At 73.4% G+C, this 14,369-nt stretch carries 10 protein-coding genes and 1 pseudogene; 1 reads left to right on the top strand and 10 read right to left on the bottom strand.

Annotated elements, in window-relative coordinates; translation table 11 throughout:
• The first annotated feature begins 235 nt into the window (after positions 1-235).
• A complete protein-coding gene (locus tag QA634_RS30690; RefSeq protein ID WP_012335736.1) occupies positions 236-988 on the top strand; it encodes a right-handed parallel beta-helix repeat-containing protein in 753 nt (250 codons plus the stop codon).
• A 303-nt stretch (positions 989-1,291) separates the two neighbouring features.
• On the opposite strand, the gene QA634_RS30695 is transcribed toward QA634_RS30690, so the two are convergent.
• The 10 genes and pseudogenes from QA634_RS30695 to QA634_RS30730 all read right to left on the bottom strand — a co-directional run bounded on the left by QA634_RS30695 (position 1,292) and on the right by QA634_RS30730 (position 14,368).
• Positions 1,292-2,791: a sulfotransferase family protein gene (locus QA634_RS30695; protein WP_012335737.1), complete on the bottom strand. Its 1,500-nt coding sequence runs from the start codon at positions 2,789-2,791 to the stop codon at positions 1,292-1,294.
• 559 nt (positions 2,792-3,350) lie between these two features.
• Complete coding sequence (locus QA634_RS30700; protein WP_012335739.1) at positions 3,351-3,884, bottom strand: CYTH domain-containing protein; 534 nt, start codon at positions 3,882-3,884, stop codon at positions 3,351-3,353.
• Between the two features lie 335 nt (positions 3,885-4,219).
• Complete coding sequence (locus QA634_RS30705) at positions 4,220-5,524, bottom strand: glycosyltransferase family 4 protein (protein ID WP_012335740.1); 1,305 nt, start codon at positions 5,522-5,524, stop codon at positions 4,220-4,222.
• Between the two features lie 240 nt (positions 5,525-5,764).
• Positions 5,765-6,328: a glycosyltransferase gene (locus tag QA634_RS35640; protein ID WP_341850689.1), complete on the bottom strand. Its 564-nt coding sequence runs from the start codon at positions 6,326-6,328 to the stop codon at positions 5,765-5,767.
• Complete coding sequence (locus QA634_RS35645; protein ID WP_341850690.1) at positions 6,256-6,948, bottom strand: glycosyltransferase; 693 nt, start codon at positions 6,946-6,948, stop codon at positions 6,256-6,258. The genes QA634_RS35640 and QA634_RS35645 overlap by 73 nt, the downstream gene beginning before the upstream one ends.
• Positions 6,941-7,990, bottom strand: a complete 1,050-nt coding sequence (locus tag QA634_RS35995) for a polysaccharide deacetylase family protein (protein WP_012335742.1) — start codon at positions 7,988-7,990, stop codon at positions 6,941-6,943. The genes QA634_RS35645 and QA634_RS35995 overlap by 8 nt, the downstream gene beginning before the upstream one ends.
• 453 nt (positions 7,991-8,443) lie before the next feature.
• A pseudogene (locus QA634_RS36000) lies at positions 8,444-9,514 on the bottom strand (lipid II flippase MurJ); the annotation flags it as partial.
• Positions 9,515-9,654: 140 nt separating this feature from the next.
• Entirely contained in the window at positions 9,655-11,034 is a 1,380-nt protein-coding gene (locus QA634_RS30720; RefSeq protein ID WP_012335744.1) for a hypothetical protein, read from the bottom strand.
• Positions 11,031-12,185 (bottom strand): glycosyltransferase, encoded by a 1,155-nt coding sequence (locus tag QA634_RS30725; protein ID WP_012335745.1) that lies wholly within the window; start codon positions 12,183-12,185, stop codon positions 11,031-11,033. The genes QA634_RS30720 and QA634_RS30725 overlap by 4 nt, the downstream gene beginning before the upstream one ends.
• A complete protein-coding gene (locus tag QA634_RS30730; protein ID WP_265576461.1) occupies positions 12,185-14,368 on the bottom strand; it encodes a GumC family protein in 2,184 nt (727 codons plus the stop codon). Before QA634_RS30730 ends, QA634_RS30725 begins: the two co-directional genes overlap by 1 nt.
• Between the last annotated feature and the right edge of the window lies 1 nt (position 14,369).

Consider the following 14,369-nt stretch of genomic DNA (forward strand, 5'->3'; position numbering starts at 1 on the left):
GTTGGATGACCGCGCCGTGGAGAGGCACCTCGGACCGACGATCAGGACATCTCCGCGGAGCGACCCGCGCGGCGATCAAGGGCCGGTCACGACTCGCCCCGTTCCGCCGTGACGGGCCACTCGCCGAGCCTATCCGCAAATGCGGCAGAATTACAACAGATTGGTTGAAATTCAGACCCTCCGAGGCGGGCCCGCGCAATCAGTTGTACATGGTCAGCGATGGGGAGAATCTGCAATGCGCAAATCAGCTTTACCGACCTTCATCGCTTGCGTGGCGGGTTTCATCCTGTGCCAAGCAACTCACGCGAATGCGCAGGCGACGCGCACCTGGGTGTCGGGCGTCGGCGACGACGCGAATCCGTGTAGCCGGACTGCTCCATGCAAGACATTCGCGGGAGCGATCAGCAAGACGGCGAATGACGGGATCATCAGCGTGTTGGATCCGGGCGGATTCGGGTCGGTCACGATCACGAAGTCGATCACGATCCGGGGCAGGGGCGCGGAGGCGGGCGTGCTCGCGTCCGGCGTTCAGGGCGTGGTCGTCAATGCGCCGAACGCGACCGTCTCGCTCGTCGGCCTCAGCATCGATGGTGCCGGCACCGGCACCAGGGGCATCAACGTGATCAGCGCCGCGCAGGTTACGATCAAGGATTGCGAGATCTCGAGATTCACGGACGCCGGGATCTATGTCAGTTCGTCGTCAAACAGCCGCGTGATGGTCAAGGACAGCATGGTACACAGCAACGCGCGCGGCGTCGTCGCGATCGGAACCAACGCGACACTGGCCGGCGTCGTACTGGATAACGTGGTTGTAGACGCGAGTTCGACCGCAAACCTTGTGGCTGATCAGGCGGGCGGCATCATCGCGTTGAGGCGCTCGACGGTCTTGGGAGCTCCCATTCTCAACACGAATGGCGCGACCATTCGCAGCTATGGCGATAATGCTCTCAATGGCGGGACACCGAATTCGGTCACGCCCCTCCAGTAGGAGGCGCGGACCGGGCGCGCGAGGGCGGTGCCCGGCGCCGCGCTCGGCCGCGGCCCGGGGCCGCCCCGGGCTACGGGCCGCCCGCGTCGCCCCGGGGCCTGCGTCGCTCGGGTTGCGGCCCGAAGCCTGTTCGCGTTCCTCGACGTTGCCGCGCGACCCTCGGCGCCGCCGGCGCCCGGGGACGGGCGCGGGGGATCGCCCCGACCCGGCCGCGATGGCATGAACGGCCGCCACCGACATCTTTGGGTTGTCGTGTGATGTCGACCGTGAGCCGACCGGCGTTCGGCGAGGATCCGCGTCTCGCTACAGGATGTAGGTGTACAGGTGGTCGATCATTTCGTTCCTCGACACGATCTCGCCGAGCAGGTCGAGATCGCTGCCGAACCCGGCCTCCGAGTCGGGGCGCCCGGTCCGCTCACACGCGTCGATCTGACAACTGTAGCCGAAATGTGCGAAATCGTCACGATATAATTCGCTGACGGTTGTCGCGGTACCTTCCTCGTAGAACCTGCTCCAATTGCCTATGAGAGATTTATTCTCTCGCGGGATCGTCAAGCTGTGATCGCCCAGCCTGAGTGCTAAAGACTCGACGAGTTCCTCGAACTTCTCAATTTTGAAAATATTGTTATATTTTATTAGATCACTCAATAACAGATCCTTCTGGGGCCTGACATGGACCTCACGGCTCGTGAAATCTTGGAAGTTATCAGATAAATATGTGACGAACGATGAAAAATGCGACTGCAAGTCGTGGACATCGCCTATCCGGCCGAAGCGGTCAAACAACTCCGAGTAGCCTGGCTCATTGGTAAGGATCTTGCTGCAAAAAAATGAAAATAGGCGACTGTAGGGATTTCGGCTTATCGCAAATCTGTACCAAGACGCTCGATTTTCAAGTATTTCATCTAATTCAGGCATAGTAAGTTCGAGAAAAGTCGGAATATCCAGATATTTTCTCTGATGAATGAGCATGCCAAGTTTGGATTCTTTATGATAGGGCTTTCTCGCTCTCGGATCGAACGTGACGCCTTCGAGCGAGGAGAAGAACGACTTGAGAGACGTGCAGGCAACCTTGGGGGTTTCGATATAGACCAGCTTGTGTCTCCTGGAGACGTAACTGCCGTAAGCCAGCCTGGCGGTCGCGAACCAAGGTTCATAGCCCGCGCGCTCGGCCAAAGTCGCGATGCGGTCGTGAACGGCTCTGTTGTAATCCGGTCTGATCGTGCCGTGCGACGGCGGCGCTTTCTCGAGAATCCTGATGGCTCCCGATGCGGAGGTGCAGCGCAGGTCTTGGCCGTGCGGGCCCTCGGGGAGGGCGCATCCGGGTCCCGTCCGATCGTCGAGGTCCCCGTGAACGATGACTCTTGCGCCGGGAGCAATCAGCGGCAACCAGGCCCGCAGATCGTCGACGGCGCCGCTCTCGCCGGTGCCGGCGCACATGAACAAAAGTCCGACTTGGCATTTCAGCACATGCGCCGCCTGCCGAGAGTCGAGATCTATCTCTACAATATATCGTAACGGGTCCGGCCTCTCGCACGAGGAATCGGGCGCATCGCTGCCGCTTGTCCGAGACAGGCCCTCGACGGGTGCGGCGTGCGGGCCCTGGGGAGCGATGCGATAGATCAGCGTTCTGCTTTGCGGCGGCCTGCGCGCCACCCCGGTCGCGAGCGCGAGTGCCGATTGCCTGCTGCACGATCTCAGGTCGACGATGCAACCGCTTTCCACCAGCGCCGCTTGCTCCGTAAGGAGCAGCGTCTCCTCGTCGGATAGAATGCTACTGGTATCGGAAGACTCATCTTGCATCTGCTTGCATGCCGATCGCGATAATGCACCGTATTTGCCCGGATTGCGGATAGGCGACTGGGCGATGTAGCACTATAGGGTGCGGACACGGTCAGTACCAGAGCCCGATCGCGGCGGCGAGCGCGACGTTAGGGGCCGGCTTGTCCCAGCGTGTCGAAGCGAGTGGCGATCCCGCGACAATCCTCGGGGCGGCAGAGGGCGGCCTCGGTGCGCTCGCGGTCGCGGCGCTCGCCGGGGAGGGGCCTCGGCCTGCGAGCCCGCGGACCGGGGACGATCGGGGTGATGCCCGCCTTCCGCGGATGAGCCCGCAGCCGGTGGGCATCGTGGCCCTCGGCGGCGATCGGGCACGGCGCCCACCTGTCGAGGCGGGTGTGGCCCGCGGCGCGATGGTCCTGCGCTCCCGGGCCGTCGCGCTGGCGCATTCCCCGACGCGGGGGCCGCCGGTTCGGCGCAGACAAGGCGGCGCGATCGGATCCTGCTCTCGCGGCCGGGCCGATCGCGCGGCACGACCCGCCGATCAGCGCCCACGGCTCAGCGGCGCGCGGGACCCGCCCCGGGTTCAGGCCGCCGGCGCGGCCGCCAGCCGGTGGGGCAGGTTGCCCAGGATCGTCTCCGGCGTGAGCGGCCGGCCGGTCGCGGCGCGCAGGCGCAGCAGGGCGCTCTGGCGGAAGCGCGGGTCGCCCGACACGTCCGGCCCCGCCCAGTCCGGCACCGCGAGGGGCGCGGCCTCGTGCTCCAGCTCCACCTCGGCCAGGATCAGGCCCGCGAGGTCGCCCCGGAACACGTCGACCTCCCAGAGACGCCCCGCATGCGGCACGCCGTAGCGGGTCTTCTCGATCAGGCAGCCCTCGCAGACGCCGGCGAGCAGCGCCTCCCCGTCCGCGGGCGGGATCTCGTACTCGAATTCCTGCCGGCCGAGCCCCTGGCGCGGCCCCTTCACGGTGAGCCAGGCCCGGCTGCCGTCGAGGCGCACCCGCACCTTGCCGCCGTTCGCCTGGCTGATCAGGCCGTCGCGCAGGTGACGCGGCGGCGTCGCGGCCAGCCGCCACCGGCTGTCGGCCACGAGAAACTTCCGCTCCACTTCGAACCGCATCGGTCCCCGCGCGCCGTCATCCGCCGCGGGGCGCGCCGCCCCGCCGCGAGGCCGCTTACCACGGCCGCCCCCGGCTGGCACCTCGCTAGGTGTGCTTCTGCAGGTGCACTTCGGCAGGTGCACCGCGGTAAGGTGCGCCCCGGCGCGCCGCGCCGTCGAGGCCCGTCCGCCGCGGGGCACGGCCGCCCTCGGCGGGCGCTCCGGGGCGCCCCGCCTCATACGCCATCCGGTTGATTGCGTCGCCATCTCCCATTTCGGCCATGCGGATGTCGGCTTCGCTCAGGCGCCGCGCAGGCTCGTGATCCGGGATCCGCTTCGATCAAGCGGATCCCGGATCAGGAGGGGCCCCGGCCCGCGGGAGCCGCGCTCTCCGGCAGACCCTCGCCCCGGCGGGCCTGCTTGGCGGCCGCGATCCGCCGCACCAGGGCGAGGTAGGGCTGGCCGATCCGGTCCCAGCCGTAATCCTGGGCCGTCGCCCGCGCGCCGGCCCGCAGGGCGGCCACCCGCTCCGCGTCGGAGAGGACGCGCCCGATCGTGGCCGCGATCTGGTGCGCCAGTGGCTTGATGAAGTACCCGTTCACGCCCTCCAGCAGGTAATCCTCGATCCCGCCCACCGCCGTCGCGAAGACCGGCAGGCTGCAGGCCATCGCCTCCATGCAGACGAGCGAGAAGGTCTCGTAGCGGGAGGGCAGGACCAGCGCGTCCGCCGCCGCGTAGAAGGCCGGCGCGTCCGAGCGCGACCCCGCGAAGATCACGTGGTCGGACCAGGGCCGGGCGAGGTCGCGGTAGGGGGCAGGGTTGTCCGACCCGACCACCACCAGCCAATAGTCGGGCCCGAGCAGCCGGAGGGCCCCCACGGCGTGGGCCAGGCCCTTGCGGGCGAATTCGTGGCCGACGAAGACCAGGAGCTTGGCCTCGTCGGGAATGCCGAACTCCGCCCGGATCGCCCGGCCCGCCTCCGGATCGCCGCGGAACCGGGCGAGGTCGATCCCGTTCGGGATCACCTCGATCTGCCGCGCCGGCACGCCGTGATGCACTTGCAGCTCGGTGCGCACGCGCCGCGAGACTGCGACGTAGCGGGCGTAGCGCCCGCCGGTGATCATCAGGCGGTCGCGCAGCGCCACCCACAGGTGCATCGGGTTGAGCAGCCAGCGCCAGCGCCCCTCCTGCCGCTTCTCCTGCAGGCTCGCGGCGTTGACCGCGTGGACGACCAGGATGTCGCCCGCGAGGCTGTCGCCGTGGCTGATCACCACCGCCCCGCGGTGGCGCCGCAGGGCCAGGGAGGCCGCGAGCGTGAAGGCCGGCACGACGAGGAGGCGGCCGAGGTGGCGCAGCGGTCCGCGGGTCGGGATCCGGGCGAGCCAGGGCGCCACGGTCTCGACGGTGATGCCCGCCTCGACGCGCCCGGCCACCCGGTTGGCGATCACGTGGTTGGGCACCCCCGCCCGCGCGAAGGTGCGGGCGAGCTCCCAGGCGACGGTCTCGGCGCCGCCCGCGGCGCTGAATTCCTGGATCACCTGCACGACCTGCGGCGGCGCGGCCGCGCCCGCCGGGGAGACCCGCGCCTCCCGCTCGCCCCGTCCGGGCCCCCCGTCCCGCACCGAGACGGGTGCCGCTTCCAGCTGATGATCGGCCGTCATCTCAGGACACTCCACCATCGAAACCGCCGCTCGGCTGTGTCGAACCGGCACGCGGACGGAATCACTGTTCCTGGATTGCAAGTCCGGTGACTCGGACCGGCATCCGATCCTGATGAGAGCGGGCTTCTCTCTCGAATGCTTGCCAAGGTCTCTTGCCAAGGTCTCTTGCCAAGGTCTGAATCCGCGGGCGCCTTCGAGGAGATGGACGGCCCGGTGCTGGTGCATCCCGGGCCGTCGCGATCACGCTTGGTCGGCGAGCGGCACCGGCCCGGGCCGGGGCGCGCTCGCCCGCGCCCGCGCGGCGGCCGCCCAGGCCTGCGCGAGGGCGCCGGCGACGGCCTCCTGGGTGAAGCGCTCGGCGACGTTGCGGCGCCCGGCGAGGCCCCGGGCCGCCCGCTCCGCCGGGTCGGCCGCGGCCTCGTCGAGCACCCGCGCCAGGGCGGCGGGGTCGCGCTCCGGCACGATCCAGCCCCCCGGCCCGACCACCGACGGGATCGCACCGCAGGTCGAGCCGATCACCGGCACGCCGCAGGCCTGCGCCTCGATGATCACCCGCCCGAACTGCTCGCGCACCGCCTTCGTGGTGCGGGTGAGGAGGACGAGCGCGTCGCGCTCGCGCATGAACTGCGCCACGCCCGCCGGCGGCGCCCAGGGCGCGAAGCTCACCCGGTCGCCGAGCCCGAGGGACGCCGCGCGGGCGCGCAGGCCGGCCTCGTGCGGGCCCTCGCCCATCAGGGCGAGCTCCACCCGCGTCCGGCAGCGGGCCATGGCGTCGAGGACGTCGTCCAGCCCCTTCTCCTCCACGAGGCGCCCCACGTAGCCGAGGCGCAGCGGCCCGCCCGGGGGCGGGGCGCCGCCGGGAGCTCCGCCCCCGGCCGGAAGGTCGCCGCGTCGACGCCGTAGCCGATCGGGCTGACCGGACCCGCATAGCCCCCCGCGCGCACGACCTCCGCCGCGTCGGGGCTGCGCGCCAGCACGTGGTCCGTGCGGGAGAGGGTGAAGCGCCGCACGCCCTCGAAGGGGGGCGGGAGGCGCTTGAGGATGTTCTGGTCGACCTCCAGGACCAGGGCGGCCGGCCCGCGCAGGAGGCTCGCCTGGAGCGCGACGAGGCTCCACGGCTCCTCCCAGAGATGCACCACGTCGGGCTGCAGGCGCCGGATCAGGCGCCGCATTCCCGGATAGACGTGCAGGTACCAGCCCATCGGCCCCGCCTTCGGCAGCCGGATCGGCGCGACGTGCACGGTGACGCCGGGATCGTCCGGGGGATCGGCCTCGATCACCCGGCCGAACTGGTGCCAGCGCGCCGGCACCAGGAGGTGCACGTCGAGGTCCGGGCGCCGCGCGAAGGGCGCGTAGCGCAGGCGGCCCGCCTCGCGGCTGACGGCCGGGTGGGCGATCGAGAGGACGCGCAGCCTGTCAGTCACGGCCAAGTACCCGGGCGAGGGCGCCGGTGGCGCCGGTGAGATGCGCCTCGGCGGCGAGGAGGCTGCGACGGGCGCCGTTGAGCGTGTTGCGCGGCAGGCTCCAGGCGTCCTGACCGCGGCGCACGAGGCCCTTGCGGGTGGTCGCGGCGCTGGAGAAGCCCGCCCGGCGCGCCAGCGCGAAGTCGCGCGGGCCGCAATCCCCCCGGCGCCCGTACGGGAAGGCGAAGTGGCGCGCCTCCCGCCCGAGCCGCGCGCCGATCCGCTCGCGGCACTCCGCGATCTCGCGGAAGGCGGCCTCGGGGTCGAGGGCGGCGATGCGGGGATGGCTCACCGTATGGCCGCCGATCTCCACCAGGGGATCGTCCGCGAGGGGCGCGAGCATCTCCCAGGTCACGGCGTGGCGCCAGTGCATCGCCTCCTCGTCGACGCCGTTGAGGCGGCAGAAGGTCCGGTAATGCGCCCCGGCCCGCGGGCCGTCGAACGCCGCCGCGAGGCGCGCATAGGCCGCGCGCTTGGCCGCCGGGTCCGGCAGCGGCAGGGAGCCCCCGGGCAGGCGCACCGCGTCGCGCGCGCGCAGCACATCCTCCAGCCCGGCCCCCCAGAGCGGCAGGGTTCCGTCCGGGATGCCGGTGGTGAGGAACAGCGTCACCGGCACGCCGTGCCGGCGGAACAGCGGCACCACCGCCTCGACCGTGTCGCGGTAGCAATCGTCGATCGAGACGTTGACGAAGCGGCCGCGATGGTCCGGGTCGGCCGCCCGGCGCAGGGCCTCGTCGAGGGTGACGACGTCCCAGCCGGTCGCGCGCAGATGGGTGAGGAGCCGGTCGAGATAGCCGAGATCGAGGTGGAAGCCGCGATTCGGCATGTCGGCCCAGTCCTCCGCCCGGACCGCCCGGTGGAAGGTCAGGAGGCAGCCGCGGGGCCCGAGCCGCGCGCCCGCGCGGGCCGCCAGGGCCCGGGGCAGGGCGGCCGGACCCGGCGCGAGGGCGTCCCAGCCGGGCAATCCCGGCAGGTCCCGGCGGGCCGCGGTGAAGGTGGGCATCGCGTCACTCCTCCTCTGGGCATCGGTGGGGGCACTGGCGCGGGGCCGGGGAGATCGCGCGGGGCTCTCCGGGGCGGGGCGGCGCCGCGCCGCGCCGAGGGTTGCGCGAAGGGACGGCGCCGCCAGGGCGAGGCCGACCAGGATGCAGGCCGCGCAGGCGGCGGCGCCCGCGGCGAGGCGCGCCAGCGGCCCCGCGACCGCGAGCGGGATCTGCCACGCGGCGAGGCCCATCACGGCGGCCGGACCGGCGGCGAGCAGCGTGGCCCGGACGAGCGGCCGCGCGCAGCCGAGGAGCAGGCCGGTCCCGGCGAGGAGCACGAGGCCGCGGGCCGCCTCGCCGAGGCCCAGCATCATCGGGCCGGCGAGGCCGTTGCCCGCCGCCGCGCAGGTCGCGAGGTTGACCGCGATGTTGGCGAGGTAGGCCGCGGTCAGGGCGCCCGCCGCCGCCCCGTTGCGCCCGGCCCCGTTGAGGACGCGCATCAGGATCCAGCCGAGGGTCGAGGCCCAGAGGCCGGCCGCGATGCCCCGCAGGGCCTCGCTGGTCAGGAAGACGGCTTCGTCCCCGAAGGCGCCGCGGGCGAAGACGACCCGCGCGAGCTCCGGGGCGAAGCCCGCCAGGAACACGCAGGCCGGCAGCATCACGGCCAGGATCGGGCGGGCGATCCGCTCGACCTGGCGGGCCGTGTCCGCCGCCGGGCCCGCCGCCAGGACGGTGAGCCCGAGGGGCTGGCTGATCAGCAGCAGGGCGCTGTCCGTCAGGGTGCGGGCGTAATCCATCGAGGCGACCGTGCCGGTGGCGAGCCGCGAGGCGAGGAGCCGCTCGATCCAGTTGTGGGCCTGCTCGACGAGCGGGATGGCGAGGAGCGGGCGCAGGCCGCGCAGGAAGTCCCGGCCGGCCGCCAGGATCAGGGCCGGCCGGGCGCCGGCCGGGTCGAGCAGCCCCTCGCGCCACAGCCACGCCACCGCGCAGGCCGCGAGCCCGTTGAAGGCGATCGTGAAGGACCAGGCGAGCGCCGCCACGGAGCCGGTCAGGCCCATGACGGCGAGCCCGGTCAGCACCGCGAGGTTGAGGATGCTCGCCCGGATCGTGGTGAGCCGCGAGCGGCCGAGGGCGATCTCGCCCGCCGCCAGGCAGTTCAGCACCACGCAGGCCGGCATGCCGAGCGCCATCACGCGCACGAAGTCGAGCGTCAGCGCCCGGCCCTCCGGCGAGAACCCGCCGACGATCGCCCCGACCCAGGTCATGCCGAGGGCCTGGACGGCGAGCATCAGCCCGAGCGCGATGCCGCCGAGCGCCAGGGTGAGCGCGCAGAGCCGCGCGCCGGCCTCGCCGGTCCGCTGCCACTCCCGGCACATCGGCACCAGGATCGCCGGCACGCTCTCGTTCTGGAGCACCGCCAGGGGCAGCAGCACCGCCGTGAGCGCCCCCCGGAACCCGTCCGCCACCAGCGAGGCGCCGAGCGTGTGCGCCATCACGATCTCGCGCACGAAGCCGAGGAGCTTGCTGAACAGGGCGCCGCCCATCAGCAGCACCGCGAAGCGGCGGCCGCCCAGAAGGGGCACCCCGTCGCGGGGCACCCCGTCGCGGGGCGCCCCGTCGCAAGGCCCCGCGGGGGGCGGCCCCTCGCGGGTGGCCGATCTCAGGACCAGGCTCCTCACGCGGCTCACCTGCGGGTTCGGGGGCGGGAGGCGGGGCTGAGCACCGCGAAGGTCCAGAAGAGGAGGCCGAGCTCCCCCGAGGTCACGTTGCCGAGGGGGATCTGGACCAGGGACGCGCAGGCGAGGGCGCCCACGATCACCGCCTCGATCCCCCCGTCGCGCCGCGCGCCGTCGACGGCCCGCCCGATCGCGGCGAGCAGGGCGGCGAGGCAGAGGAGGCCGACCACGAGCCCCATCGTGACCCAGCAGCTGACGATCATGCCGTCGATCGCCATCGCGCCCGCGCTGCCCACGTCCGTGACCGTGAAGCCGTTGCCGACAAGGCCGCTGTCGGGCTGGTTCCACAGCACCAGGTACTGCTCCAGCCGCTCGCGGGCGCTGCCGTCCTGGGCGCCGTCCCCGAGGCTGGCGAGCCGCTCGCCGATCACCTCGCCGAAGGGCGTCAGCGTCGCGGCGGCGGCGACCGCCGCGGCCGCCCCCGCCAGCATGCCGAGCGCCCGGGCCCGGGTGGCGGAGAACAGGAGGCAGAACAGCACCGCGGCGGCGAGGAAGAGCCACCCGGTGCGGTACATCGAGAGCAGGAGCGAGAGGGCCGCCGGGGCGGCGAGCAGGGCCGTCCCCCAGCCCGAGCGCAGGAAGCCGACCAGGACGAGGCCGACCGCCGTGAAGCTCGCGAAGCTCCCCGGCCCGTTCATGGTGCTGAAGGTGCGCACCCCGAACGGCACCGGCTGCCCGGCCGACATGATCGTGGTCAGGGTCATCCAGTAGCGGTCCCAGGCCGGGGGATCGACGTACTGGACGATGCCGTAGAGCCCGGTGAGCGGCAGGATCGCCAGGAAGACCGAGGCGGCGGCCTGGACCAGCGCGCGCTGCTCCGCCTCGGAGCGCAGGCTCAGGGCCGCCGCGTAGACGAGCGGTGCGAACCACTTGATCGAGCCGGTGGCGGCCTGCTGCCACTCGCCCTGGAACAGCGAGAGGGCGGTGGCGTAGGTCACGCAGGCCGCCACCGTCAGCACCGCCGCGAGGGCGGGCGGCAGCGGCCGGTCCCCGTCGAGGGCGCTCCTGAGGCTCGGCAGCGGCGCCAGGATCGCCAGGAGCGGGCCGACCAGCATCAGCCCGCTCGGGTCGTAGCCCGCCGCGAGGTCGACCACCCGGCGCAGGAAGGGCGCGAAGGCGAAGAGCAGCAGCACCGCCTGGAGGTGGTCGGCGGGCGAGCGCCGCCACGCCAGGAAGCCGGTGGCCGCGCAGCCGAGGATGAAGGCCGGCCGCGCCGCCCCGCCGAGCAGGGGCCCGGCCAGCGCCGTGGCGGCGAGGAGCAGCGCGGCGGCGAGCCAGCCGGTGAGGGAGATCGGGCCGAGGACCGGCGCCGCGAGGCTCGTCCTCACGGGCGGGCCTCCCGGGCCACCCGGTCGATCACCCCGGCGATCGCCTCCCGCATCCGGTCGGCCGGGTAGAGGCGCCGCGCCCGCTCCCGGGCCGCCGCCACCGTCGCGGCCGTGCCCTCCCGTCCGGCGAGGACCCGCCCGATCGCCGCCGCGAGGGCGGCGGGGTCGCCGGGCGGCACCAGGGTGCCGGCCCGGCCCTCGTCCAGGATCTCGGCCGCCGCCCCGGTGCGCGTCGCCACGACCGGCACGCCCGCCAGCATGGCCTCGACCAGGGTGCGCCCGAAGGGCTCGGGATGGATGGAGGGATGCACGACGGCGTCCATCGCCTGCATCAGCCGGGGCACGTCGTCCCGATGCCCGAGGAAGTGCACGCGGCCGGCGAGGCCGAGCTCCCCGGCCATCCGCGCGAGGTCGCGCGCGTAGGCGTCCTCGCCGAACAGGGCGGCGCCGGCCACGACCGCGCCGACCCCGGGATGCGCCGCGAGGGCCCGCAGCAGCACGTGCTGGCCCTTCCAGGGGGCGAGCCGGCTGAAGACGCCGACCAGGGGGCCGTCGGGCAGCCCGAGGGCGCGGCGCAGCTCCGGCCGCGGGCGCGGATCGGGCACGAGGTCGAGGCCGTTCGGCACCAGGGCGACGAGGTCCGGCCGCCCGCCGGCCGCCGCGAAGGCCTCCGCCACCGCGCCCGAGGGCGCGATGACCCGGGACGCCCGGGCATTGGCGAGGCCGACCTGGAGCCGGCGCTGGGCGCGGCCGAAATGATGCGCGTCGACGATGTCGTGCAGGTGCCAGATCAGGGGCCGGCGCGCCAGCGCAGTGGCCACCGCGGCGAGCACGAAGGCCTTCTGCGAATTGGCGTAGACGACGTCGTGCCGGCGCGCCCGGCGGGCGATCTCCAGGACGAGCCCGGCGAGCCGTCCGGCGAGCGGCAGGGCGCCGAGGGCCGGGGAATCGCGCCGCAGGCCCGAGAGGCTCGCCCCCGCCCGCGCGCGCTCGACCGAGAGGCCGCGCGCCGCCATCGCGGCCGCCAGGGGGCCGTCCTCGAACAGCAGGGCGGTGGCGCCGCGCCAGGACGCGACGACGTCGGCGAGCACCAGCTCGGCTCCCGCCATCGTGGCGGTATGGTTGACGAACAGGACGCGGGGGGACGCCATCACGCCGCTCCCAGGGAGGTGCGGGCCGGGCCCGGCCGCTCGCCGTAGAGCGCCTGGTCCTGCGGCCGCACCAGGGTGATCACCGTGCCGGCGACCGTGCCGCCGGCCGCCCGGACGCCGGCGACCGCCGCCGCGGCCTCCTCGACCTGCGACCAGCCCCAGCGGGCGCAGACCAGGACGGCCTCGACCCGCCTCGCCAGCAGGGTGGCGTCCATCAGGGCCCCGAGGGGCGGGCTGTCGACCAGCGCGAGGTCGTACTCCTCCGCGAGGGCGAGGACGCCCGCCACGCGCGGGCCGGCGAGGAGCTCGGTCGAATCCTCGACCGGGCCCCCGGCCGGCAGCACGTCGACGCCGGGCAGGCGGCTGCGCACGATCGCGGCGCGGGCGGGCGCCTCCCCGCGCAGGACGGCGCCGAGGCCCGGGCTCGGGGGCAGGTCGAGCCCGGCCTCGATGCTCGGGGCGCGCAGGTCGGCCTCGATCACGAGGACGCGCTGGCCGCTCGCGGCGAGCCGGGCGGCCAGCGCCAGGGTGGTGAAGGTCTTGCCCTCCTGGGGGGAGGCCGAGGTGACGAGGAGGCTGCGCGGCGTCCGGCCCGGCGGGCGCAGGGCGAGCTGCGCCGCGAGCTGGCGCAGGGCGGCCTGGAGCTTCGGGTCCCGCGCCGCCCCCGAGAGGGCCGGGCCGAGCGGCAGGGTGCGGCGGCCCGGGATCAGCTCGGCCCCCGGGAAGGGCCGCGGGGCGGAGAGCCGCGGCAGCTGCGCCAGCGTCGTGGTGCCGGCGACCTCGTCGATCGCGTGGGCGGCCCGGACGGTGCCGTCGGTGCGGTCGCGCAGCAGGGCGGCGGCCGCCCCCAGGAGGGTCGCGAGGGTGAGGCCCGCCGCCAGGAAGGGCAGGCGCTTGGGGAAGAACGGCCGGGTCGGCAGCTCGGCGAGGCTCACCAGCCGGGTGCTCCCGGTAAGGATGCGCCGCTCGGTCTCGAGCTCGCTCGCCCGCTTGTAGAGGTCGGTGTACTGGCCGCGCTTGAGCTCGACGCTGCGCACCATGGCGGCGATCGCCGCCTCCGCGTCCGCGGCGGCGCCGACCTCGTCCTTGGCGGCGTCGAGCTGGCGCTTGAGCGAGGCGACGAGGCCGTTCGAGGCCTCGTAGACCTGGCGCGCGCTCGCCGCGACGCTCGCCACCTCCCGCTTCATGCGGGCCTGGACCTGGTCGCGCTCGCGCCGCAGGCCCTGGATGGTCGGGTGGTTGGGCCCGAGCGTCGTCTCCGCATTGGCGAGCTGGGCGGAGAGCTGGGCATATTGCTGCTTCAGGTCGCCGATCGTCCGGCTCGCCAGCACGGCGGGCGAATCGGCCGAGCCGCGCGCCTGGTCGGCGCTGATCTCCCGCAGGCGCGCGGCGGCGTCGGCCCGCGCCGTCTCGGCGCTGGCCAGCTGCTGGCTGATGCTGGTCAGCTTCTCCGAGGCGATCGGCGCCGTCGCGCCGCGCACCAGGCCCCGCCGGCGGCGATAGGCCTGGATCTGCTCCTCCTCCTCGCGCAGGGACTGGTCGAGCTGGCGGATCTCCTGCCAGATCCAGGACGCCGCCGCCTCGCGGGACTTGGCGAGGCCGGACCGCTGGTCGTCCAGGAAGGCCGTGATCACCGCGTTTGTCAGGCCCTGGGCCACGTCCGGGAGCTGCGCCTGGAAGGCGACGGTGATGACGCGCGAGCGGCCCACATTCCCGACCATCACGCGCCGGTCGAGGTAGTCGAACAGCGCGTCGCTCCCCGGCGCGAGGGCGTCGCAGGCCGCGGCCGGCTCGCCCGTCACCCGGGCGAGCCCGAGCGGGCCGCCCCGGGCCTCCGTCCGGCACTCGCGCCGCGCCGCCTCCGCCACGCCCGGCTGGGTCATGGCGAGGCGCAGGATCCGGGGCGAGCGCACCACCAGGAGCTGGCTCTCGAGGTCGGCCGGGTCGCCGACCTTCTGGGCCCAGGCGGCGGAATTGGCGGCGGTGCCGGGCTCGGGCTCGGCCACGATCACCGAGCCGCTCGCCACGTAGCGCACCGGGATCACCAGGAGCGCCGCCACGGCGGCGCCGAGCACCGCCGAGAACACGGTCAGGAACAGGCCGCGCCGGCGCCACAGCCGCGTGGCCACGCCGATCCGCGGCGCCGGCCGCGGCGGGATCCCGACATCCGGTTTGGTCAGCATG

Source organism: Methylobacterium sp. CB376, from assembly GCF_029714205.1.
In the GTDB taxonomy this organism is placed as follows: domain Bacteria; phylum Pseudomonadota; class Alphaproteobacteria; order Rhizobiales; family Beijerinckiaceae; genus Methylobacterium.